This window comes from Paenibacillus sp. JQZ6Y-1 (assembly GCF_040719145.1).
Lineage (GTDB): Bacteria > Bacillota > Bacilli > Paenibacillales > Paenibacillaceae > Saccharibacillus > Saccharibacillus kandeliae.
Genome location: NZ_JBFDUZ010000001.1, coordinates 2,108,912 through 2,134,892 on the forward strand (window position 1 = coordinate 2,108,912; position 25,981 = coordinate 2,134,892).

Annotated in this window: 17 protein-coding genes; 4 read left to right on the plus strand and 13 right to left on the minus strand. The window is 46.5% G+C overall.

Annotated features, from left to right (window positions below; translation table 11 throughout):
- Positions 1–548 precede the first annotated feature (548 nt).
- Positions 549–1,787: an MFS transporter gene (locus ABXR35_RS08990; RefSeq protein WP_367058432.1), complete on the plus strand. Its 1,239-nt coding sequence runs from the start codon at positions 549–551 to the stop codon at positions 1,785–1,787.
- Positions 1,788–1,921: 134 nt separating this feature from the next.
- On the opposite strand, the gene ABXR35_RS08995 is transcribed toward ABXR35_RS08990, so the two are convergent.
- The 4 genes from ABXR35_RS08995 to glgB all read right to left on the minus strand — a co-directional run bounded on the left by ABXR35_RS08995 (position 1,922) and on the right by glgB (position 9,307).
- Positions 1,922–2,887 (minus strand): ABC transporter substrate-binding protein, encoded by a 966-nt coding sequence (locus ABXR35_RS08995; RefSeq protein WP_367058435.1) that lies wholly within the window; start codon positions 2,885–2,887, stop codon positions 1,922–1,924.
- A gap of 275 nt (positions 2,888–3,162) precedes the next feature.
- Complete coding sequence (locus ABXR35_RS09000; RefSeq protein ID WP_367058438.1) at positions 3,163–5,553, minus strand: PAS domain S-box protein; 2,391 nt, start codon at positions 5,551–5,553, stop codon at positions 3,163–3,165.
- Positions 5,554–5,892: 339 nt separating this feature from the next.
- Complete coding sequence (gene glgA / locus ABXR35_RS09005) at positions 5,893–7,323, minus strand: glycogen synthase GlgA (protein ID WP_367058441.1); 1,431 nt, start codon at positions 7,321–7,323, stop codon at positions 5,893–5,895.
- Between the two features lie 55 nt (positions 7,324–7,378).
- The gene (gene glgB / locus ABXR35_RS09010) at positions 7,379–9,307 is read right to left on the minus strand and encodes a 1,4-alpha-glucan branching protein GlgB (protein WP_367058444.1); all 1,929 of its coding nucleotides are present in this window, start codon (positions 9,305–9,307) and stop codon (positions 7,379–7,381) included.
- Between the two features lie 508 nt (positions 9,308–9,815).
- Between glgB and ABXR35_RS09015 the strand changes: the two genes are divergently transcribed.
- Complete coding sequence (locus ABXR35_RS09015) at positions 9,816–11,027, plus strand: glucose-1-phosphate adenylyltransferase (RefSeq protein ID WP_367058447.1); 1,212 nt, start codon at positions 9,816–9,818, stop codon at positions 11,025–11,027.
- A 242-nt stretch (positions 11,028–11,269) separates the two neighbouring features.
- On the opposite strand, the gene ABXR35_RS09020 is transcribed toward ABXR35_RS09015, so the two are convergent.
- From ABXR35_RS09020 to ABXR35_RS09045, 6 genes are all read right to left on the minus strand, one after another.
- On the minus strand, positions 11,270–12,349 hold the full coding sequence (locus ABXR35_RS09020; RefSeq protein ID WP_367058450.1) for a GNAT family N-acetyltransferase: 1,080 nt from the start codon (positions 12,347–12,349) through the stop codon (positions 11,270–11,272).
- 325 nt (positions 12,350–12,674) lie between these two features.
- The gene (locus ABXR35_RS09025) at positions 12,675–14,072 is read right to left on the minus strand and encodes a sensor histidine kinase (protein WP_367058453.1); all 1,398 of its coding nucleotides are present in this window, start codon (positions 14,070–14,072) and stop codon (positions 12,675–12,677) included.
- Entirely contained in the window at positions 14,072–14,770 is a 699-nt protein-coding gene (locus ABXR35_RS09030; RefSeq protein ID WP_367058456.1) for a response regulator transcription factor, read from the minus strand. The genes ABXR35_RS09025 and ABXR35_RS09030 overlap by 1 nt, the downstream gene beginning before the upstream one ends.
- Positions 14,771–14,818: 48 nt before the next feature.
- Positions 14,819–16,069, minus strand: coding sequence for a hypothetical protein (locus tag ABXR35_RS09035; RefSeq protein ID WP_367058459.1), 1,251 nt, complete (start codon positions 16,067–16,069; stop codon positions 14,819–14,821).
- 166 nt (positions 16,070–16,235) lie between these two features.
- A complete protein-coding gene (locus ABXR35_RS09040; protein ID WP_367061305.1) occupies positions 16,236–16,961 on the minus strand; it encodes a phosphonate ABC transporter ATP-binding protein in 726 nt (241 codons plus the stop codon).
- A 103-nt stretch (positions 16,962–17,064) separates the two neighbouring features.
- On the minus strand, positions 17,065–18,249 hold the full coding sequence (locus ABXR35_RS09045; RefSeq protein WP_367058462.1) for an MFS transporter: 1,185 nt from the start codon (positions 18,247–18,249) through the stop codon (positions 17,065–17,067).
- Between the two features lie 256 nt (positions 18,250–18,505).
- On the opposite strand from ABXR35_RS09045, the gene ABXR35_RS09050 reads away from it, so the two are divergent.
- Both ABXR35_RS09050 and ABXR35_RS09055 read left to right on the plus strand, forming a co-directional pair.
- Positions 18,506–19,426, plus strand: a complete 921-nt coding sequence (locus ABXR35_RS09050) for a winged helix-turn-helix domain-containing protein (RefSeq protein ID WP_367058465.1) — start codon at positions 18,506–18,508, stop codon at positions 19,424–19,426.
- Positions 19,427–19,438: 12 nt separating this feature from the next.
- Positions 19,439–20,212 carry an HAD family hydrolase gene (locus ABXR35_RS09055; protein ID WP_367058468.1) on the plus strand — a complete coding sequence of 258 codons (774 nt, stop codon included), beginning with the start codon at positions 19,439–19,441 and terminating at the stop codon, positions 20,210–20,212.
- A 71-nt stretch (positions 20,213–20,283) separates the two neighbouring features.
- Here the strand turns inward: ABXR35_RS09055 and ABXR35_RS09060 are convergent, their stop codons facing one another.
- The 3 genes from ABXR35_RS09060 to ABXR35_RS09070 form a co-directional block, all read right to left on the minus strand.
- Positions 20,284–22,863 (minus strand): type IA DNA topoisomerase, encoded by a 2,580-nt coding sequence (locus ABXR35_RS09060; protein WP_367058471.1) that lies wholly within the window; start codon positions 22,861–22,863, stop codon positions 20,284–20,286.
- A gap of 231 nt (positions 22,864–23,094) precedes the next feature.
- Entirely contained in the window at positions 23,095–24,582 is a 1,488-nt protein-coding gene (locus tag ABXR35_RS09065) for a glutamate synthase subunit beta (RefSeq protein ID WP_367058474.1), read from the minus strand.
- A 421-nt stretch (positions 24,583–25,003) separates the two neighbouring features.
- Entirely contained in the window at positions 25,004–25,489 is a 486-nt protein-coding gene (locus ABXR35_RS09070) for a dihydrofolate reductase (RefSeq protein WP_367058477.1), read from the minus strand.
- Positions 25,490–25,981 lie beyond the last annotated feature (492 nt).

The window sequence follows — 25,981 nt, forward strand, 5'->3', positions numbered from 1 at the left end:
GCATGTTGCTATCAATGTACGTGCGGTCTGTTGAACGATCGGTCCGAGCAGATTAAATCTTATCCTTTTATACCTATATAAAATACTTATACATGACTGCCCCTTCGTTTATTTTGCCCTTCACAACACTCGTAAAAAAGAGACTATAATTTGTACCTGCTATACATTGATAATCTCCGCTATCGTGCTAAAATTAAGCACAATAGTTCTGAATATAGGAGGTGTCTGGCTCACTCCATCGTAATGAAAAAGGATGATTGTATCGCCAGTTAAAGCAGGGCGAAAATAACAAGCTACATAGTTATCGACGATGAAAATCACTAAAAACAGAAGAAAGTGAATGTCCCTGTATTACCGATTACACTTGTTAGTATTTTGATCGGCACGAAATCGGCATGCTGCCCAAATGATCCCTTTTCACTACTTTGCGAGAGGATAATCATTCATCTATTCACCAACGACATGATTCTTATCTTACACACCATGAATCATCGACAATCCATTGTCCGCTCTACCATCCCACTACCTAACGGAGGATAATACACACTATGGCACGCACCTGGTTCCCCCGACTTCAAGGCAATAGCCGCGGCTGTCTTGCCTTTGAACCTTTTTTTCTAATCCCTTACAGCATGGTTATGACATATGCCACGCTGTATATGTACGAACTGGGCGTTACGGAAACGGCGATTGGTTGGATTACAACACTCAGTTTGATCGTGCAGGTATTCTCTTCTTTCATCAGCGGTTATTTGACCGACCGGATGGGTCGTAAGCGAGCGGTACTGTATTTTGACCTGCTCAGTTGGACGCTGGCGGCGATAATCTGGGCAGTTTCGCAAAATGTCTGGTTTTTTGTTGCTGCCGCGTTGGTTAACGGGTTTCAACGGGTACCTTCTACCGCATTTTACTGTCTGGTCGTTGAGGATACGAAGCCTGCGGATCGGACGTATGTCTTTACCCTGCTACAAATTATTAGTGTCATTGGCGGACTCTTTGCTCCGCTAGGCGGCTTGCTCGTGTATGCTTATGGGCTTGTACCCGGTACACGGATTATGTACATACTCGCGGCTATCCTGATGACGTTTCAGTTCGTCGGTCGGCATCTGACGACACGGGAAACGGAAATGGGTTATCGCAAAATGAAGGAAACGCGCGATCTCGGCTTACGCAAAAGTCTGATCGACTATGCAGGTGCGATACGCGAAATTACGGACAGTCGTGCGCTACTATTGATCTTTAGCGTCTATGTGCTATTTAATTTTCAGACGACGCTCAAAACGACATATCTATCGCTGTATATGGCTGACTATCTACATATCGACAGCGATCTTATCTCATTCGTGCCAGCGGTGTCATCGGTCGTCATGCTGATTGTATTATGGCTGCTAACGCCGCGCATTCCTGAACAACGCATCTACCATTCCATGATGGCGGGCTTTGGCTTATCCGTCCTGTCCAATCTGATGCTGATTGTCGGACCGATTACGCAGCTCAGTTGGATTGCGCTCAGTACAGTTATTTCTGCCGTCGGCTTGATGATTAGTTCCCCGTACTTAGAAGCAGCAGTTGCCAATGCGATTGATGACGAGAAACGTGCCAAAATCTTCTCCATGCTGTCAGTACTCATTTTGCTCATTACTTCACCAGCAGGAATTATTGGCGGTTGGGCGTATACGTTCGATCCGCGCATTCCAATCTGGCTGATGATCGTTGCTTTCGCACTGGCTTATCTGTTGATTGTCGTGTATCAGCGCAAGCAGGTTCAACAGAAGAATGGAATATAGCTTAGTATAAAAAGGAGACCCCTTCTGCCATCGCAGGAAAGGGGTCTCCTTTTTTGATCGTATATCCCGATTGGTTTCCCATCTGTTCATCGGATTGCCGATTGACATAGACAGAGAATGGGAATAGTAGAGAATTACTTGCCGTTGAGGAAATTCAGCGCATCCTGTCCAATCTTCTCGGCAGGTGTAATGCCGCGGAAGCGAGTCCACATATCGCGGTCAACCATGTATACGTGGTTATTTTTCACAGCTTTCAGGTTTTGCCATACCGGCAGCTTCTTCCACTCGTTGGTGATCGCTTCTGAATCATCGGTAGCGATAAAAATAATATCTGGATCAATCGAAGTGATCGTTTCCAGATTCACATCTTTATACGGCTCCTCTTGTGTGCCTTGCACTACATTGTCAAAGCCGATGTCTTGCAGCACTTCACCCGCATAGGATGCTGTGGTATGAGCATTAAAGCCGTCCTTACGCGCTACGCCAATCAGCACTTTTTTGTCGCTAATGCTATCAACCTGCTTTTTCAGATCAGCCATGATTTGATCATGCTGCTGAATGCGTGCTTTGGCTTCGGTTTCTTTACCAACTGCCTTCGCAATAGTTTCAAAATCCTTCAGACTTTCGTCATATGAGCCTTTGCGGCTGTTCAGTACAATCGTCGGTGCAATCTGATCTAGCTGCTCTTTGATTTTGGAATGACGATCCGTATCGGCGATGATCAGATCCGGCGCGGCAGCAGCGATTTTCTCCAAATCTGGTGTTTCGCGCTTGCCGAGTGGCATATATTCAATCGGCTTGCCCGCCAGCTTCTCCATCACTTGATCCTTATCATCATCGGCAATGCCGACCGGTGTAACACCGACGGCAAGCAGATCATCAACAAACGACCATTCCAGCGCAACCACATGCTGTGCCGGTTGTTTCAGTTCAGTCGTACCCATATCATGCTGTATGGAAATACTGCTCGTCGTGGCTGCTGTATCTGCTATGCTATTGGCAGAGGATGAACTACTTCCACCTGCATTGCCGCAGCCTGCCAGCATTGCTACACATGCGCCTCCGATCAGTATATGCTTTGCCCATTGTTGCCATTTCATATTCCTGTCCCCTTTATATGTATTACTCGCTGATAATGATAATTATTATCAACCTTGTCAGTATAACGCGTTCATGTGATGCTGTAAACCACCAATTTAATTGTATACAACAAGTATATTATTTCCAACTTATCCAAATGGAAAAGGACAAGCCATCTCGCAATAGATGCAAGCGCTTGTCCTTTGTGCTTTTTATATCGTCACTTTCTATTTTTCCATTGAAATGATCGTCACGCAAAAAGGGTATCTTACTTCTACTGTTTCCTTATAGCCTTTTACATAGGCTCTCTTCCCGATGCACTTTGATGATACGCATGAATAATACTCGACCATTTATCCAATTGCTGCTCTACATCCTGCACATGCAGCGGCTTGGATATGAAATCCTGCATCCCACTTTGCAAACAAAGCTCCTTCTCCTCTGCTCGCGCAAACGCGGTAACTGCCACAATAACGGGCAGAGCCGGATTAGCACCAGTCTCTCGAATCTGACGAGTAGCTTCCATTCCGTCCAATAAAGGCATATTTACATCCATAAAGATAAGGTCATAATCATGCAAAGCTGCCTGCTTTACAGCTTCGTCTCCATTATGCGCAATATCCGCTTCATATCCACGGCGTTTGAGAATTGCCAGCAGCAGTTTGCGGTTAATGTCGTGATCCTCTGCGACTAGAATACGCAGTGGTCCATATTTGGCTTCTTGAGACGAATATTCTTTTTCCGGCGATAGGATATTCGATTGAATCTCTGGATAATCGCTCGCATTGAGAACGACAGTGAAGAAAAAGACCGATCCCTCGCCCGGCTCACTTTGTACCTCAATCGTACCACCCATCAGTTCCACAATTTTTTTACAGATGGATAGACCAAGCCCAGTACCGCCGTAACGCTGACGTGATTGGTTACGAATTTGGGAAAATGGTTGGAATAGCCGCGACTGCTCACCCTCAGCGATTCCTAGACCCGTATCTTTTACTTTGAATCCAATCACTAGCTTCTCTGGATCAGGTGAAGGCATCTGTCGAGCAGAGATATGCACACTGCCTTTTTCTGTGAATTTGACTGCATTGCCGACCAAATTGACGAGTACCTGCCGCAGTCGACTACCGTCGCTAATAATCGCTTGTGGTAAATGGCGATCCAGCTCAGTAATGAGTATGATTTTCTTTTCGACAGCGACAGGCTCAAACAGCTCGGCAACCTGCGTCAGCAGATCACCCAGATGCACGGCTTCATATTCCAGCTCCATTCGCCCTGCTTCGATTTTGCTAAAATCAAGCAGTTCGTTGACGATCTTGAGCAGTTCATTGCTGCTATTCATGATGATACCAGCGTATTCCTTCTGTACATCCTGCTCCAGCGTCTCTGCCAGCAGCTCCATCATACCAATCATGCCGTTCATCGGTGTACGCAGCTCATGACTGATAATCGCCAGAAATTCAGACTTGGCGCGGTCCGCCTGCTCAGCAATTTCACGTGCTTGAATAATCTTATGCTCTTCGGTACGGTCGCGGAATACGATAACCATTCCCACACGTACACCATGATCCATAATCGGTGTTACACGATACGATGCGAGAAAGCTCGTATGATCTTTGCGCCATAATACAGCCTCATCGCGTTGCAACGTACAGCCCTCCTGCAATGTTTGCCAGATAGGCGTTCCTCCAGACATAATGGGACTTCCGTCTGGACCGCTCTGCTCAAATGCCAACAGCTGCTTTTGACCGACCATTTCACTAATATCATAACCAAGCATCCGAGCCGCAGATGGATTGGCAAAGATCGTATGCCCTTCCAGATCCACACCAACAATGCCTTCCGATACGGAATTCAGAATAAGCTCCTGTTGATTGCTTAGCTTGTAAATCTGGTTAATCTGCTCATTGCGTTCCGTGACATCCTGTACAATCGCATACACGCCAACTAGATCGTTCTCTATATAAATAGGCACATTGGTCACATCTACATCTACAATATGACCATCTTTGTGAATGGTCTGGATTTCATATGACTGCGGACGACCCTGTTTTGCCTGTTCAAATCGTTCCACGGTATACTCCAGATCATGTGGAGCAACCAGTGCATGGAATTTCCCGCGCACTAGCTCTTCCTCGCTATAACCGAGAATTTGTTCAAAGCTAGCATTCGCGGACAAGTACGCTCCATCCAATCCAAGTGCATGAATCCCCAATGGATTGAATGCAAATAGCGATTTATAACGGCTTTCGCTCTCCTTCAACAGCCGTCCCTGCTCAATACGCTCGCTAATATCCCGTGTAATGGCTAATACTTCTACAGCATTTCCTTCATCATCTGTAACGAGACGACAAATCGATTCTGCCCAGAAATACGAGCCGTCTTTTCTTAAATTGCGAAAGGTAAGCGTGACAGCTATATTAGGCTTTAATCCATCACTCAATTTCGCAATAAGCGTATCCCGATCTTCTGGATGAACATAGTCAAAGCCTGCTGTACCGATCATATCTTCCGCACGATACCCCATCAATTTCTCACAGGCTGGCGAAATGGCAGTATACGTAGAACCGGTATCTAATCGATGATGGCTAATAATATCATCTGTGTAATTCAGCACATTTTGATAATTATATTTGAGTCGGATTAAATCCTCATACTCCTGTTTACTGATGATAATGTCGTTCATATGTGTATTGGCTCCTTATAAGTAAAGGCTGGTCTTTTTACTATACTGGACAGCAGCCATTCTAACCATACTTTTGATCTATACTAGCAAAGCACTTGAGCAACCAATTCCATTGCCGTCTAGTCATTTGGTTACTATATTCTTTTCACCGTATATACAGCTATACAAACAGAAAAGGGCGAATTCGCCTAATGATAGCTGCATGCACCATTCCTTTTCCTCATACCTATCACTATATAAGTATGAAAAAACGGATCAACCCAAAGAATGGATTGATCCGTTTTCTTATATTAATAATTCGTTTTCTACTATTATATATACTCGTCTATTGTATGCCGCTTATAAACGGGCTTCGCGATACACATCCAAATATTCTCGCGCTGATGTCTGCCAACTGTAATCACCGCTCATAGCATTTTTCATAATCTGCTTCCATTGCTTAGGCTCTTCATAGAAGGAGAGCGCTCGGCGGATTGTATACAGCATATCGTGCGCGTTGTAGGAATGGAACGTAAAGCCGTTGCCTTCGCCAGTAAACTCGTTATACGAATGAACTGTATCGTTTAGACCACCCGTTTCGCGTACAATTGGAATGCTACCGTAGCGCAATGCGAGCAATTGACTAATGCCGCATGGCTCGAATTGCGATGGCATCAGGAACATATCGCTGCCCGCATACATCCGGCGCGCTACCCCTTCGCTAAAACGAATCTCGGCTGCAAGGCGCTCTGGATGGCGATACGCTGCGCCGCGGAACCAATCCTCATACTGCTGTTCCCCTGTGCCAAGCAGGACGAATTGTACATTGTTATAGTACAGCAATTCATCCAGCACACGGGTCACGAGATCCAATCCTTTCGATTCTGCTAGCCGTGTAACCATAGCGATCACTGGAATACTAGCATCCACCGGCAGGCCAAGCTCTTCCTGCAAGGCTGCTTTATTTTCCAAACGCTTGTTGGTGGCGCTGCGATAATGAGCGTTCAAGTACGGATCAGTTGCTGGGTTATAGCTCTTCGTATCCACGCCATTAACGATACCGCGCAGACGTCCCCCCAGCGAAGTGAGCAAACCATCGAGACCATACCCGTAGTACGGCATCTTGATCTCTTCGGCATATGTAGGACTAACCGTCGTTACACGATCCGCAAATACGATACCCGCTTTTAAGTAGTTTACATTGCCATAGTATTCCACACCCTCTGCCTGAAAGAATCGATCATCCAGACCGAACAACGTGCCTAATACTTCGTATGGAAATATCCCCTGATAGAGCAGATTGTGAATAGTGAATACACTGCGGATGTTAGCATAGAACGGAAGTGACTGATACTGTGCTTTGAGCAACAGTGGAATCATACCCGTATGCCAATCATGTGTATGAATAATGTCAGGCTGAAAATCAATCACTGGCAAAATATCCAGCACAGCGCGATTGAAGAAGGCAAAGCGTTCGGCATCGTCTCCATATCCATAGATACCTTCGCGACCAAAGTAGTATTCATTATCCAGCAGGTAGAAAATAATACCATCCTGCTTGAACTGCTTGATTCCGCAGTACTGGCTGCGCCAGCCTACCTGAACCTGAATCACATCAACCAGCGTCGCCTGATTGCGAACTGCCTCGTTAATGTTGGAATAATGTGGAATAACAACACGCACATCGCATTTTTCTTTTTTCAATGCGGTAGGCAGTGCGCCGATGACATCCGCCAACCCGCCTGTTTTAATAAAAGGGTTCGCTTCTGCTGCTGCAAATAAAATATTCATGCAAACTTCCTCCTTTTGAATGTAACGGTATCACCTTGAGGCGCCCGGTTGGTTATCAAATGCTACTACGTTTTGGCGATTTGCCAGTATGCCGTTTTAATATGATGACACTGAGCGGCGGGATAGTGAGCAGTACACTGTTTTCCTGACGATCCCACGGAGTTTTCTCGGAAAATAAGAACGATTCTGTGCGTCCGCCAGTACCGCCGAATCGCGGCTCATCGCTATTCCATACCTCGCGGTACGTACCAGCCTTCGGTACACCGATACGATAATTCACTCGCGGCACTGGCTGAAAGTTGATAATGACTAGCAACGTATCAGCAGGCTTTTTCCCTTTACGCATATAGGTGATCAGACTGTTCTGAGCATCATCAGCATTTAGCCACTCATAGCCTTCCCAATCATGATCCTTTTCCCATAAGGCAGGTGAAGCCAAATACAACTGATTCAGCTCACGGGTATAGTCCTGCACTTTGCGGTGCATTTCGTAATCAAGCAGTAGCCAATCCAGCTGATCCTGATCCTTCCACTCGATAAACTGCCCAAACTCACCGCCCATGAACAGCAGCTTTTTCCCCGGATGTGTCATTTGGTAAGCAAGCAGCAAACGTAGGCCAGCAAATTTCTGTTCATACGTACCCGGCATTTTATCCAGCAAGGACTTTTTGCCATGCACCACCTCGTCGTGAGACAGCGGCAATGTAAAATTCTCAGAATACGCATATACAAGCGGGAAGGTGAGCAAGTTATGATGCGCTGGACGTTGATCAAATGGCGTCTCCACATAATCAAGCGTATCATTCATCCAGCCCATGCTCCACTTATAGTTGAAGCCCAATCCATTTTCATGAGCAGGCTTGGTCACTCCCGGCCAAGCACTGGATTCCTCCGCCATCATTAATGTATGCGGGAAATAATGAAAGACCGTTTTGTTCAACTGTTGTAGGAATGAGATAGCTTCCAGATTCTCTACGCCACCATGTTGATTTGGGCGCCAGCCGCCGCCCTCGCGCTCAAAATCGAGTCGGATCATGCTTGTCACTGCATCTACACGCAATCCGTCAAAATGATACACATCCAGCCAGTACAATGCACTGGAGATTAGGAAGGAACGGACTTCCGGTTTGCCAAAATCAAAGGACAACGTTCCCCAGCCATGCTTCTCTGCACGATCAGGAGCCGAATATTCGTACAACGGTGTACCATCAAACTGACGAAGCCCATGTGCATCCTTAGTAAAATGTCCAGGCACCCAGTCCAGCAGAACACCAATATTATGCTGATGACACTGGTCCACAAAATACATCAGATCCTGCGGTGTTCCATAACGACTGGTTGGTGCAAAATATCCGGTTGCTTGATACCCCCATGACAGATCGTATGGATGCTCCGTTAACGGCATCAGCTCCACATGCGTATAGTTCATATCTACCAGATATGGAATCAGCAGCTCTGCCATCTCACGATAGCTATATAGACTGCCGTCTTCTTTCTGTTTCCATGTGCCAAAGTGCATTTCATAAATGTTCACAGGTCGCTGATACAATGGACGACGCTTGCGTCTCCATGCAGCATCCTGCCATTTATATCCGCCTAGCGAGGTCACGATAGAGGCAGTAGCCGGGCGAACCTCCGCATGGAACGCATATGGGTCCGCCTTGAAGATCGCTTCCCCCTGCTGCGGGGTAATATGGTATTTGTATACATTGCCCTCGGATACATCGTCAAAAAATCCGGTCCAGATGCCCGTGTGGTCCAGTTTATGTAATAAATGATGTTCCCCGTTCCAGTTATTCCAATCGCCAGCCACACTTACCTGTAAGGCATGCGGCGCCCAGACAGTAAACCGAACTCCGTTTTTTCCATTTTCGGAAGATGGATGTGAGCCAAACTGACGGTAAGCATGATAATTGGTTCCTTCATGAAACAGATAAATGTCCTCAGAACCGGGCAAATGAGATTGTGAATGTGGTTGTCTCAAAAAATCACCTCCAAAATGGATGCCGAACTGCTGGAAAACGCTGAGGAAAATAATTCCTTTCCGCTATATATGTTCCCCTTTTTTGCAGTTACTTTTTACATATTCCAGATGATCCTTACGATATTATTTCATTAGATCGTAAGCGAAATCTGTACTCAACTCCATGTATTACCCTTTTCAGTTCCTGTTGAATAGAAAAAAGTTCGTATTTTACATAGTGATTCGTCATCACCGCCGTAATCCCTGCTGCTATCGCATTCTTCTTTATTGTAGCGGCAACGGAATAGAAATACCATGGATGGAAGAAAGAAACGAATTTTGTCTCTGCGCGTGTGTATTTCGTTCTAATTTTGCAGAGTGCAAAAGCCCGACATGACTGGTGTTTCAGCACATTCGACATATTTTATAAATTTTTACAATTATAATTGTTTCAACAGGGATGGCATGCGTTTATAACACTAATACATTGTCAACTGTGCGTTGTCATGAAAATGGGAGGGAAAACAACATGAAACAGACAAATAAAGATTGCATCGCGATGTTGCTAGCTGGCGGAGAAGGACGCAGACTGGCTCCTTTGACTTCCATCATTGCCAAACCGGCAGTACCGTTTGGCGGCGACTACAAGATTATTGACTTTCCTCTTAGCAACTGTGTGAATTCCGGGATCGATACAGTCGGGGTATTGACCCAGTATGAAGCACAATCACTGCATGACCATATCGGTCAAGGCAACGCGTGGTCTACGGCAGACCAATCTATGAACATTACGCTGCTGTCGTCCGAACGGACAGGTGAATACACCGGTACAGCAGATGCTATTTATAAAAATATTGAATACATTGATGCACTGAAACCAAAAGATGTGCTGATCCTGTCAGGAGATCACATCTATCATATGGATTACACCGAAATGCTGCAATACCACAACGAAAATAAAGCACAAGCGACCATCGCTGTAGTGGAAGTACCGTGGGATGAAGCAAGTCGTTTCGGTGTGATGAGCACAGATGACGATATGAACATCACCAAATTCTCTGAAAAACCAGCTCAACCGGAAAGTAATCTTGCTTCCATGGGTATTTATGTATTTGACTGGCAGTATCTGAGACAACATCTGGTTGCTGATGCGGCACAAGCTAATTCCAGCCATGACTTTGGTAAAAACATCATTCCGCAAATGCTAGCAGATGGCGAGAAAGTCGTTGCTTACGAATTCCTCGGCTACTGGAGAGATGTAGGTACAATCAACAGTCTGTGGGAAGCTCATATGGACATCCTGCAGCACAATCGCCAATTTGAATTAAAAAATTCCGAATGGCCAATGTTCTCCGCTGATTTTAATCCGCTGGAAAACAATAATCATGCAACAGCACCGGATTGCTCTATGGTGAGCAGCAAAGCGGTATTGGATGGCGCAGTTGAACAATCCGTTGTCTTCAACGGTTCCACCATCGGCAAACAAGCGGAAGTGAAAAACAGCGTCATTATGCCGGGCGCATCTATCGGTAAGCACGCACGCATTCAGTATGCTATTATAGCGGAAGGCGCAACTGTCAAAGACGGCGCTAGCGTGATTGGTACACCGGACGAGATTGCTGTCGTTGCACCACACGATACTGTATATGCGAAACCATCCGTACGTACGCAACCAGCACGTTTGTTGCAAGAAGTGTACGACAAATCGGGTCGCGTTCACGCAGGCGGTATGTCCTCCTAATCTAGTTTCTATATGATCTACCAACCGTCTATATGATGGAATAATATAAAAAGAAGCTGTTCTCCCAAGCATCACATGATGCCGAGTAGACAGCTTCTTTTTTTGGATTTGCCTGATCATGGATACATTTGCTTGATAAAATAAGCCATTAGTATGCGCCATCTACCATCTATGCGCCATGCAAATCTAAGCTTCTGATCCAAAGTATCTACTGCATGCACGGAAGCACTCTATTTCTATTATCAATGTGAATGCAATTGCGCACGCCATTCGTCTTCCAGAATAGCCATTTCATAGACGCTGTAGTACTTGCCCTCGATCAGCGCCGTATCGCGCAGCAATCCTTCTTTGCGAAAGCCACATGACTCATACAAGCCCGCAGCCTGCTCATTATAATCAAAGACAGCTAACGTAATCCGATGCAGCCCCAATGCTTCAAAGCCAATGCGTAGCCCTTCCATCACCATCTGTCGCCCATAGCCTTTGCCGCGAGCATGCGGATCGCCAACAAGTACACGAGATAGACGCGCGGATTTATTTTTGCGATCGATTCTGCCTAATGCCATATGACCGACCGTTTGACCGCTTTTGCGATTCACTACTGCATAGATCAGCCAATCTGAGTAAGCAGGATGGTTGGCATCTGCGATATAAGCTTCCAGATCTGAGCGCTGTAACGGATAGTCCCATAATGGACCCGCCCACTGCATCAACATCTGAGCATCTTGCTGCTCTGTCCAGCCCAGTACCGTATAAAAATCACGTTCGCCAAAATATTGCAGACGCAGTTCATGTTCAACCGCAGGCGGCAGTTTTTCATAGAGATTGGCGAGCTTGCCTTTGACCTCATGAGTGCCCATATATCGAAAATCCTGCTGCTGATAAAAACGATTCAGCGGTACCAGCTCTGCTAGACAATCAAGACGCAGCCCCTTTTTCCCCTGTTGAGCAGTTCGTTCTACCGCCCAATCAAGCATCGCCGCTCCCAGATGGTGACCACGGAATTTGCGTAACACAGTCAGACGATGCAAATAGTAGTAGGATTCGTCATTTTTATCCTGCCAGTACTCCATATCGCCCTGCTGTAGCGTAAACATACCCGCAGGCTCGCCTTGATACTCTGCTACATACACTTCACGCTCGATAAAATAACTGCGGATCAGTTCCGGTGTGAACAACACTCGGCGCCACTGTCCGATGCCTTTCTCCTCCATCCAATCCGCCGCTTCAACCAGAAAATCGGTAATTAGCTGCTCTTCTCCCTCCACCGCTGGACGGATCTGCAATCCTTCGATCGAAGTCGGTTGCTGTTCTAATGGCATCTCATCTACTCCTCTCTAGCACTTATGTATGTATTCACTATACTCAAATTATATTATATTGACTACCAGCTTGGTGAAGAAGCTCAGCAAAGGATACAAAAAAAGCGAGCTGCCTCTACCTGATTTTACTATCACTCTACAGCTAATTACGCATACACTACAGCTGATACATATAACAAAAAATCCCTGTCCAGCGTCTGCCGGATACAGGGATTTTGGTTCTACCTATTCCATCAAGGTTTGATTTTACAATCCATTCTGCTTTAGCCTCGCATCATCATAGCTTGATACTACATCCATGATGGATACAACTGTACGTCTGGAATCAAGTCACTTCTTCGTCTGGCCAATCATTTGCAGATTGCTTCTCCTGCAAAGGCAGCTCGACAATAACCGTTGTCCCTTGATCCAATTCACTTTCGATATTCATTTCACCCTTATGCAGTTGAACAATCTGCTGGGTAATAGCAAGCCCCAGTCCGGTACCGCCCTGATTCGGATTGACTTGGAAAAAGCGGTCTTTGACCTTTTCCAAAAACTCTGCACTGATCCCAATCCCCGCATCCTTGACGAGTATGCGTACACGCTGCGGACCTGTTTCTACAATACTAAGTTGAATCGTTGAATCGTTAGGCGAGAATTTGATCGCATTATCAACCAGATTCAGAAATACCTGCTTCAAGCGATTGCCATCCGCATGCACAATATAGGCGGCATTGCCGGGGTCCAGCGTCAGCTTAATCTGCTTTTGCTCGGCTTTTGCCCAGACGTTGAGCATTGTCTCTTGCAGTACCTCTTTCAGATTCACCTCACCCATAACAAGCTTCATCTGATTTTGCTGCAATTTGGAAAAGTCCAACATCTCTTCAACCAATCCGATCAGACGCTCGGTTTCCTTAGAAATGATGCTCATTCCTAGCTTCGTTTCCTCTGGATCAAATCCACCGGAAACCAGCGTCTCACTCCAGCCTTTAATACCAGTCAATGGCGTACGCAGCTCATGTGAGATAGAGGAGATAAAATCGTCCTTGATCTGATTACTACGCACAATCTCATCTGCCATATAATTCAGCGTCGAGGCGAGATCACCAATTTCATACGGATAGTTGCCCTTGATCCTGACGTTAAAATCACCCTTCGCCATCATCGTGGATACGCCAATGATATTGTTAATCGGCTTAACGATGGAGTTCGCAAGACCAATACTAACCATCAATACGATGACTAGAATGATTACGCCAATCCCTGCCGAAACCAATGTAATATAAAATAGCTTCTGATTCACCAGCTCCAACGAGGTGACATACCGAACCAAGTATTCCTTGTCCCCGTTCACCTTGATCAGATGCGTAACCGCCATGACATCCTCACCGGTTCCCGATTGCTTGCCAATCCAACGCCCGGTTGAACCGGATAATGCCTGCTGAATATCACCCGTTTGTACGGGTTTATCCACGATAAAGGCGGTCGAGTTTTGCAGTACATTGCCCTCTGTATCGAGTACCTGCACTTCAGCTTTGTCCAGACTGTAATTGGATATGATATCCCGGTAATTTGCCGGAACGCGTGTATTGTCAAATGACGACTGCAAATAATTCGAGATGCCGTCATAATAATACGTCCGGATGGCGAATAAAAACACCAGTTCCACCAGCAATATCGTCAAAAAGACAACGATAAAGTAATGCAGAACAATCTGTCGGGTCATCCCCTTTTTGATCATTATGAATCCCGGCCTCTCCATTTATACCCATGGCCCCATACCGTTTGCAGGAATTCCGGCTCGGATGGGTTATTTTCGATTTTTTGACGCAGACGACGGATATTCACATCGACAATCTTCGGATCGCCCATGTACTCCTTGCCCCATACATGATCAAGCAACAGATCGCGGCTGAGCGGTGTGTTTTCCTTTTCCAAGAAAAATTGAACCAGTGAGAATTCGGTTGGTGTCAATTCGATCAGCTTGCCGCTTTTTTTGAATTGCTTGGAGATCAGATCCAGTGTGAATGGACCGGATTCAAACGAAACCTTTGTATTCGATTCACGCTGCACATTCACACGACGCAGCAGCGATTGAATACGTGCAATCAACTCAGTTGGGCTGAATGGCTTGCTCACATGATCATCAGCGCCTACGGACAGCGCATATACTTTATCCTGCTCCTGTACTTTGGCAGTCAGGAAAATAATGCCGATACGCTCGTTCTTCTCACGGATGCGGCGGCATACTTCAAAGCCGTCGATGCCCGGCACCATCACGTCAAGTAGCGCAATATCAATATCAGGTACAGTTTCCAGCATATGCAGCGCCTGCTCACCGTTTTCCGTTTCCAATACTTCAAAGCCGTTGCGCTTCAAGTTAATAATAATAAAACTGCGGATTGATTCTTCATCTTCCATGATCAGCACTTTGCTCACGAATGATCCCCTCCAAGATACCTGGTTAATGGATGTTGCTTGTTTATTTTAGTTTTGTACGACATTGATTTTGTTATTTTCCCAGAGAGCGATAATTTGTCCGCGGTTCTCGGTAATAACTCGCCAATCGCCATTGTGGTTATTCCAATCGCTTTCGCTAAAGAAACGAACCTCGGCGACTTTCTCCCCTGTATCCTTGAGTATAAAACGGATATCCTGGTTTTTGTTCGATTTGGTATCGATCGTCAGCTTGTCATTCCAATCTGGTGCGATGCGGATAACGAATCTGCCCTGATCATCACGGTATTGCTGGCTGACCAGCTTGGTTAATTGCTCGCCGCCCGTCCATTGGAAATAGTTTGTAAAGAATGGAATTTCCGTTCTGGCAATATTCTCCCAACCTTCTGGTACTTCCAGCATTCCAATTTCCAAAATACCATCATTATTAATGTCTTCACTGGCGATCAAGCTATCCTTAAATGTCGGTTGTCTGGATATTGGGAATACATCTTCTAGCTTCCCATTTTCCATCACAATCAAATGGGATAAGCCCGACAGTCCGACTGCTTCATCCAGAATGATGCCGTTCTGATTTGGTGTAACCTTACCGGCTATCGTATTGTAAAAACGCTCAATACTGCTCACTAGATCAATCGAATCGATTTCTTGGAAGCCGTTTTTGTAGCGATACGCTGTGATTTTGACATAACCGCCACTATCTACCGTAACAATCGTCAATTCATTTACGCCATCGCCGTCCAGATCGGTAATAAAGTAATACGAATACGTCGTCTCGTATTCATTTTTCACTTTGCCTTTGTCATAGCTGTAAATGACCAGCGTTTTGACACTGCTATCTGAGCTAGACGCGTTGCTAGAATAACCGACAATAATATCGCGTTTGCCATCATGGGTTACGTCTGTAATTTCTACACTTTCCAGTGTGAAGCCGGCGCCATCGATTTTGTCTTTTTTCACCCATGTATCGCCAGACTTCTCAAAGATCAAGCCGTTGATCCGACCATCAAAGGTCTGGTAAAACACAATCGTCTCACTTGTGCCGTCTCCATCCAGATCAACGGTCTGAATTTTGCTGGAATTGCCGTTTTTCGGGCTTTGGATACTTGCGCCCTCTGGCAATTCTGAACTGATCAGGCTGCTCAACGTCTGCTTATCCGAAGGAAGCTCCGGTGTCTGGATCAATGTTTTCGGATCAGCTAACGGATTAAAGCTGCAACCGCTCAAAATAAACAGCAGCCCGGCGATTGCCAGCAATTTGATCCAGATGATTTTGTTCATAATATCACTCTCTCATAAAAAGGAGCGGTATACCGCTCCATTGTTCAAATTGCCACCGTGTATCTTGCTTTGCATACCCAGCCGGTTCTGTCCGGTCTGTTGTCTGTTCTGTAACGACATTCTAGCTCACGGATATGCTATCCATGATATCGATCGCTGCTGCATTCTATAACAAGCGGCGTTCGGCGCTGGTCAATCGTCTGCCCTTAATATCAAAGGAGATATGACCATCCTGCATGCCGATAATGCGCGTTGCATAGCGCTCAGCCAGCTCCAGCGGAATAACGGAAATTACGGTCAGTCGCTCACTGCTGCATAGTCCGCGCAGCGTCTTGATGACCTCTTCGCCAGAACGCGGATCAAGACCGGTAATCGGCTCATCTGCCAGAATGACTTTAGCTCCATGAGCCAGCGCACGCGCAATGGCAACACGCTGTCTTTCGCCACCGCTCAAAGTACCGGCTTTCTGATGCGCTTTATCCAGCAAGCCTAGCGTTTCTAGAACATCCATCGCTCCCATATAATCATCCGAACGTACCATGCCAGTCACCATACGCCAAAGTGGCGTCTGCCCAGGTTGACCGATCAACACTGTTTTCAATGCTGTACGCTCTGGATGCAGCTGTGGGCTTTGCTCCAGAAAGGACCATTCTCGGCTGATTTTGCGCTTACCGCTAAATCCCGATTTTAAAATATCTGTATCGCCGACACGGAAACTGCCTTCCGTCCAGCTCTCTTTCATGGCCAGACATTTGAGCAGCATACTTTTGCCACTGCCGCTCGGTCCGACCAGTGCGATCATTTCGCCATGTTGAATTTCTAAGCTAATATGATCCAGCACACTGGTTTTATTCTCGCCGACCGTTTTGGTCAGATGTTCAATTTGAATCATCGACATCTACTGCTGACCGCCTTTCTGCGCTGTTGCTTCAACCATAACATCCTACTCTATAGTTTAGGGGAAAAAGCGAAGAAATGCCATCCGCAGACCTATTTTATTTTGATTTCCCTGAAAATGACCATCCGAATAAGGCAAACAGCACATAACAACCGCCCAGCACCCAGAACAGACTAGATGGCGAGCCAATCTCAATGCCTTTACCACCGATCGCAGGACCGATAATACTACCAAAGTTAAAATGGAACGAAGCGAGCACATTGGCAGCTGGCAAATAGGTGCGTGGCAAAATATCCGCTGCATAGGCAAGACCAAGTGAAAAGAACGAGCCGACCAGTCCGCCAGCGAGGGCAAAGATGATCGCGAGTATAATCTCCTTAGTGCCAACAAACGGCACTAGCATAAAGAGCAGCCCACCTAGACCGCCTGCAAGCATCAGTACTTTTTTCCGTCCCCAGCGGTCGCTTAGCATCCCTAGCGGAAGCTGCAAAACAAGCCCGCCAATACCGATAAAAGGTAAAAGGAAAGCAATATTGTCCGTGGAAAATCCGATCCGCAATCCATAGACAGGGAAATTACTATTCATTGCCGCCTCCATATAGCCGTACAGTAACGCCGGGATTAAGGCATACCAGGCAAGTCGGTAACTGCGGCCAAAGCGTCCTTTTTCTGGTGTCGTGCTCTCGCCCTTCGCAGGCGCGCCATTGGGCAGCTTCCACCAGACCAGCACAGCAACGATAATAAAGATCGCTGCCATGATCACAAAGGGAACCATCATGCCCCAGTCCAGCAGCGAAATACCCAGCGGCCCGATACTGAAGCCAATGCCATATGACATGCCGTAAATGGATAGATTGCGTCCACGATTGGCTGCTGGTGTAACCATCAGCACCCAAAGCTGAGCCACATAATGGATCGCACTATCGCCGATACCGACAAGCAGTCGCAATACAAACCAAAACGCGATGCCCGGAACAAGTGGGAATAGTGGCAAGGCAATAATGACGAGTAATAGACCGCATAACAACAGTTTCTTGAAACCGAGCTTGCCTAGCAGTCGCTCTGCCACCAAGGTCATGGAAAAAGAACCGACATACAATGCAGCCGCATTGAGTCCGTTCATTGTAGAGGATACGCCCATTTGCTCCAAAAAGATGGCGAGTACCGGCAGCAACATGCCTTGACTTAGCCCTGCGACAATGATGGCGAGAATAAGAATCACGAAATGCAGAGTCTGATTGGAGTCAGCTCCAGTTGATGGTTGTGCAGTGTTGTTAAGCACGGAAGATTCCTCCATTTTTGCTATGTAGATGTGTATTTCATTTTACAAACTGCCGGATTTATGCTGTAATTTAATGATGGTTCTTTTGTAAAAATCCTATGATATGAGCATTTCCGGCCATCACAATATTATAGTAGACAATTGGCCTGCAAACAAGCCATAATAAGCACAACAGGGTTTTAGGAATCAGCCTGTTTTTCAGCATTTTCCGCGGTTGAATATGCGGCTACCGACTATATTTGGGGGGCTTGGTTTCATGAGCTATCAGGTGAAAATCGACATTTCCCCGGTCTATGATCTGCTCGGCAGTTTTATGGTCTATGTGACCAAAAAATGGATTCGTGACATTGATCTGGGCCCGGAATGGATCAGGGAAATTGATAATAGGTTAAGCAATGGAGTACGCATGGCTATTTTGGAAGCTTCCTCGTGGCCATTTGACGACTATGATGCACTGTATGCTTGGGCCAGCTGCCGAACCCGCGAAGGCTCGGTTAGCGACTTTCTAGATCATTTAGAAAGTATGCCAGAAACGGATATGTGGAATGAGATTCATCCGCTGATGCCTGCACTCACACTGAGCGAAGCGATTCGTATTCAGAAAAGCTATGCTCCGCTGCTCAAGCTGTGGTACGAGAATTATTTTAACGAGATTGAGAATGAAATTTTGCCGCTGATCGCTGAAGATGGCGAGGAAAAATTGCGGTTACTTGATAAAATGGACCCTGCCGCGCTGATCGAATATGCGTCTGGCGGTTTGGTCGTTCCAGAGATGCCCGGTCTGAACACCGTTATTCTGTTCCCCACCGTGCATAACCGACCGATCAACACGTATTGTTTTTATGAAGGCTTTTTGCTGATTCAATATCCCGTGGATGTGCATGAAGAAGGCGAAGAGGACCCGCCAAACGTATTGCTGCGCATGACTAGAGCGCTATCTGATCCAGAGCGCTTACGTATGCTACGTTATATTGGCGGCGATGAGCCAAAATCATTGCAGGACATGTCCCATGATCTGCTTCAGCCACAGGAGACGCTCATGCATCATCTGATGATGCTGCGCGTAGCCGGTCTGCTGCGTATTCATTTGGGCAGAGAGGATATTGATAGATTCAGTCTGCGTCAGGACGGTGCGTCCGAGCTGCAGCTGTTTCTTGAATCGTATATCCGTATTTAAGGAGTGAACGTCATGAACAACATTCGGCACCAGCATCTGATCTTCGATATGGATGATACGCTGATTTATTGCAACAAATATTTCAATCTCATTTTGGATGAGTTTATTACCCTGCTATCCGGCTGGTTTAGCGAATACGATCTGCCAATGGATGATATTCGGCAAAAGCAAATCGAAATCGACGTAGCTGGCGTACATGTGGTCGGCTTTGCCAGTGAGCACTTCCCTGCTTCCTTAGTAGAAACATACCGTCATTTCAGCCGTCTATACGGTCGTCCGCTGAATGACAATGAAGAACGCCAGCTGAAGCTGCTCGGCAGCAGTGTGTATGAAAAAGAAGTTGAGCCGTACCCAGGGATGGTCAATACATTGGATTCGCTGCGTCAAGCTGGTCATACACTGTATCTGTATACTGGCGGCGAAACTGCCATTCAACAACGAAAAATCGATCAAATGAAGCTGAGTTCCTTTTTCGGAGAGCGCATCTTCATTCGTCAGCACAAAAATATTACGGCACTGGAAGAAATCATCACCACCCAGCTGCTGCCCCGTCAGGATACATGGATGATCGGCAACTCGCTGCGTTCCGACGTACAGCCTGCGCTGCAAGCGTCGCTGAATACGATCTATATCAAACAGGAGCAGGAATGGGCGTATGATATTGTACAGCTGCAAACAGGCACAGAGCAATCGTTCCATACCGTTTCTCATCTCACCGATGTACCGGATACGATTCATCAGCACTTGAATATCTACGATAACGAACAAAAACGGACCTGGGGTTAAACCCGGTCCGTTTTTTGTTTTTTGTCACATGCTTTATGGCATGGTAGCCGCTTGGATACAGATAAAGAACATTATGAGTCCACCGCTTCTACCGCTAGCTTACCAGTCTGACGATCTACCAGCTTGATCCGTGCTTTAAAATCATGCCCGCCCTTTTTAAAGGACAGTACCTGACTTTCACCTTTCAATAGCAACGCCTTCAACATCTGCACCGATACGCTTTTACCAGAATATTCTTTCCAAATGACAAAGCCGCAGCCCTGTTTAAAATGAGAGCAACCATAGCCTTTACGACCTTCGATAATCGTTCCTCCGCAGCCCTGACGCGGACAGCTGCCTAGTGCCGTGTGAGACGGCGCAGATGCTCCTTTAGAGCGATGAGCGGCGGCACTAGTAGAGTGGGCAGAATCACGCGAATGCGTGGTAGCACTTCGTACAGCACCAGATGCTGATGATGTCGAAGTTTTTACGTTAGCTGAACGATGATCCTCTGCTCTATCGCTACGGGCAGTGCTTGCTTGGGAGCGTGGAGACGATTCATAGCTTGCAGATGCGTATGGCTGTGTATAGTGCATATCCTCCGGCGGCGCTTCTGGCATAGGATGATCCACGACAACGGATGCCGATGACTTTTTGCGACTGCCAGCTTTACTACGTGTCGCTCGCGTGCTGCCTGCTCCATCAGAGGAACTAGCCGAACGGGAACGCGAAGATGTTGCACTGCCTGAACGACTGCTGCTAGTCGTACGGGTGCTGCTGCGTTTGCCTTTTCCTTTGGAGCGTGAAGATTCATCTCCAAATAGTCCCGCAGCGGCAGGTGTCTGTGTTCTTACCTTATCAATGACAGATACAGCGAACTTTTTGACACTTTCCAGAAAACGATCGGAATCCGCCTCGCCGCGCGAAATCTGATTCAACCGTCGTTCCCATTGTCCGGTCATTTCCGGCGAAGTGAGCAGCTCTACACCAGCGGCACGAATCAGCTCGATGGCGGCTCTTCCTTTGAGAGTCAATTCAATCTTTTTGCCCTTGGCGGTGACATAGCCCACCTGCTTGAGACGCTCAATCGTCGCAGCGCGCGTTGCCGGTGTACCCAGACCGGATTCCTTCATCGCATCGCGCAATTCCTCATTCTCAATCTGCTTGCCCGCACTTTCCATCGCTTTGAGCAACGTGCCTTCCGTATACGGCTTCGGCGGCTGGGTTTCCTTTTCCTTCACATCCGCTTTGCGACATTGTACCGGCAGCTTGCTATCAATCGTAAACGGCTTATCCGTTTCCTGCTCCTGCTGCTCCTCACCGTCTCCATCGCGTTTGGTTGATTTGTTCCCCGGCTTGCCTTTATCCTTATCTGGCAATGTAACCTTCCAGCCCGGTGATAGTAATTCCTTGATCGCTGTTTTGAACGTTTCCTGCTCAACAACAGTCAGTACCGTATGATGCTTGTACTCCGCTGGTGGATAGAATTGTGCGAGAAAGCGGCGAATGATCAGATCATATAGCTGCTGCTCTTCCTTGCTAAGCGTACCGGGTTTTTTCAATGTCGGCAAAATAGCATGGTGATCTTCAACCCGTGCTGGATTGCAGACGGATTTATTATTGACATGTACACGTTTGCTGTCCGCTTCACCTGCAAGCTGCGCATAATCGCCGCTTTGCAGCATATTCAGCACCTTGTGCATGCCATCGATATTTTCCTTGGTAACATAGTTGGAGTTGGTACGCGGATACGAAATGATCTTGTGACGCTCATACAATGCCTGCGCCACATCCAGCGTTTTTTTGGCAGAAAAGCCGAATTTGGCATTGGCATCGCGTTGCAGAAGTGTCAGATCATACAGCTTGTACGGATACTCCTTGCTTTCCTTGATGTCGTACTTGCTAATCTTACCTTCCTTGCCTCGTACCTTTTCGGCGATGGCTTCCCCTTTGGCTTTATCGGTCAAACGATCTTCGCCCTGCCATACGCCTTCATACGTTTTGTCCTTTTGCTTGAACGAAGCCTTCACTTCATAAAAGGTTTGGGATTGGAAGCTTTCGATTTCCTTTTGCCGATCATAAATAATTGCCAGTACAGGGGTCTGCACACGACCGACGGATAGCAGATTGTTATGCTTGGTTGTAAATGCTCGTGACGCATTCATCCCGATCAGCCAGTCCGCTTCACTACGCGCCCGTGCAGCACGCGTCAGATTCTCAAACTCACTGCTATCCCGCAGCTGGTCGAATCCACGCCGAATACTCTCGGCGGTCAAGTCCGAGATCCATAGCCGCTTTACCGGCTGCTTCAGCTTGAGTTGACGCTGAATCAGTGCAAAGATATGCTGTCCTTCCCGCCCCGCATCGCAAGCATTGACGATACGGTCGCATTGCTTCGCCAAATCACCGATCACCTTGAGCTGATCCTTGGTACGTGGATTCGGCACGAGCTTGAATTGCTCTGGAATAATTGGCAAATCGCCAAAGTTCCAGCGCTTGTATTTACTATCGTATGCTTCCGGCTCTGCCAGTCCGATCAGATGACCGATCGCCCAAGTGATAATATAACGTTCACCTTCAATATACGTGCGTTGATTGCGTGCGCCCGGTTCGATCACCGCCGCAATATTGCGCCCCATATCCGGTTTTTCGGCAATAACGAGAATTTTCATGCTTTCATTCCTTTCAGGGAATGGTGATGTATACCATAACGGTATGATTATCATCATTTTAACGGATTTTCGGCAAAAAAAGGAGCCACACTCTGGAGTGCAGCCCCCTTTATACCACGTTCGTATAACTCTGTTTTATTATAGCACAATGGCGTTTGTAAATCGAACCGAATCCATTGATGGTATGAATGTCGCGCAACCTGTTTACTGTACCTTTGTGCAAGTTCTGTATTAAACGAGTACCGTTGCGCCCATCAGATATTTATCCACTTCACGCGCCGCTTCACGACCTTCGTTGATTGCCCAAACGACCAGACTTTGTCCACGACGCATATCGCCCGCTGCGAATACTTTGTCTACGTTTGTGTTGTATTTCCCGTAACGTGCTTTGACATTGGTCCAGCGGTCGGTTTCTAGTCCTAGCTGCTGTGCCAGTGTTTGCTCTGGTCCGTCAAAACCGATTGCGATCAATGCCAGTTCAGCTGGGAATACGCGCTCCGTACCCGGAATCGGCTGGTAGATTTTGCGTCCAGTTTCGTCCACAATACGCTGAATCTGAATGGTGTGCAGCTCTTTCAGATTACCATTTTCATCACCGACAAATTTGGTGGTCATGATCGAGAACTCACGCGGATCACTTCCGAAGATTGCTTTCGCTTCTTCCTGTGCGTAATCCAGTGTGTACACATTCGGGAATTGCGGCCAAGGGTTAGCAATAGGATCGCGTTCCAGTGGTGCTTTATCATGTGTACCGAATTGAGTAACGCTACGACAGCCGTGACGCAGGGACGTTGCGACACAGTCAGAGCCTGTATCCCCGCCGCCGATTACAATCACGTCTTTGTCCTGCGAGGACAGGTAGTTACCGTCTTCGAGATTGCTATCCAAAAAGCTCTTGATCGTACCATTCAGATAATCCATCGCGTATACAACACCATTCAGCTTACTGCCTTCGATATTGAATTCACGCGGTTTCGTTGCACCGCCGCAAAGCACGACTGCATCGTAATCATCTACCAGCTGTTGTGCAGGGATGTCTTTGCCAATCTCCGTGCTTGTAATGAACTCAATCCCTTCCTGCTTGAGCAGGTTTACACGACGCTCCACGATTTGCTTATCCAGCTTCATGCTTGGAATACCATACGTCAGCAATCCACCCACACGGTCGGAACGCTCGTATACGGTTACACTGTGACCCGCTTTGTTCAGCTGTGCTGCGCATGCCAATCCGGCAGGACCAGAACCGATAACAGCTACACGGCGACCTGTACGCTTCTCTGGCGGCTCAGGTACAACCCAACCTTCCGCAAAGCCTTTTTCAATAATTGCTTCTTCAATCGTCTTGATCGTAACGGGCTGACCGATTAGACCAACTGTACATGAACCTTCACATGGAGCTGGGCAGATACGACCAGTAAATTCCGGGAAATTATTAGTCTTATGCAGACGCTCTAGCGCTTCTCTCCACAGACCGCGATATACGAGGTTGTTCCATTCTGGAATCAGGTTATGAACGGGACAGCCAAAGGTGGACCCTGCCATGTTCATTCCTGTGTGACAATAAGGCGTTCCGCAATCCATACAACGTGCGCCCTGCGTACGCAGCTCGTCTTCGGACATATGCTTGTGGAACTCTTCCCAGTCTTTTACACGCTCAAGCGGATTACGATCCGCAGGAATTTGTCTTTTATATTCCATAAATCCAGTAGGTGTAGACATGTTAAATTTCCCCCATCCGTTCTATACGCTGCCGACCTTCTGCAATAACCAGCCTGCCGATAAGTTTATTTTCAAGAGTAGCATTATGACCAAGACTGGCAAAATGGATTAAGCGCATAATTATTTGTACTTTTTACATAGAGATTACACCGTCATGAAAGATCTTGCAATAACATTCGCATGATTTTCATCAAATTTTGCATATTTTTATTTTTCAAATCGTATGGATAGTACTCTTTTCCCCTACAGCTGCAAGGGTTTCCGGCTTCTTATCCATCAAAATATACATTTATGCAAAATTCAAAGATTCTCCCATATCTAGACGTGTATCCAGCCATTATACAAAATCCCCAGACTGTTATACAGTTATTATAAGATTTTGTTAATAATTATACATTTTAGTTGAAAGCAATATGCCGATTTAACGACGCACATACTTTTCAAAACGGTAATCATACACATTCTTCTCATCGCGAACGCCTGGCGTGCTTTGCTCCAATTGCCATGCCGACCAATCCACCTTAGGGAAAAATGTGTTTCCATCAAATTCATGCTCAATCTGCGTCACGAGCAACACATCCGCCTGTGGTAAAAACAACTCATAAATTTGCGAGCCGCCGATGATCATTAGCTCGTCACCACCAACAAGCTGTAATGCCTGCTCAACTGTATGCACCACTTCAGCGCCTTCTACCACCAACTCCTGATCGCGCGTTAGTACAATATTGCGGCGATTAGGCAGTGGCTTACTACCAAACGATTCCCAGGTTTTGCGCCCCATGACAATTGTTTTGTGCTGTGTCTGTTGTTTAAAATAAGCCATATCGGCAGGCAGCTTCCACGGCATATCATTATTTTTGCCGATGACACCGTGTTTGCCTTGCGCCCAGATCAATGTCATTGTCATTGTGGCCAAACCTCCTGTCTTCCCATATGTGCCCGGTTGATGTGTCTGAACACAAACCGGATAAGTTTATTCTATATCATATCATTAAAACCTATCATTCTGCATCAACTTCTTGTAATCTTTTACGAATGATTTGTAAGCGTACATAATGGATAATTCGTGAAAAAGCAAGTTATCAAAAGTTTTAAATGGGGAGATTGATAAATTTGATCAGCTTACTGGAAATGGAAGGTGGAGTGGTGCTCTGCTTTTCCTTCTCACTTTTCACTACTCGTTACTCATTGCTACAATTCATTACTCTCTACTCATTTTGCTTACTGCTTACTTCATTTATTTTTGCCTAGCTGCTTGGCATTCTTGTATATTTTTTGATGGTTACTTCTCTGCTGACGTGACCTGTAGGATTATGAGATGTGTGTCTTATGCTTTTGTAGATGTCCAAATGGCTGAAAATATAAAAAGACACTCTCGAGCAGAAGAGTGTCTTTTTGG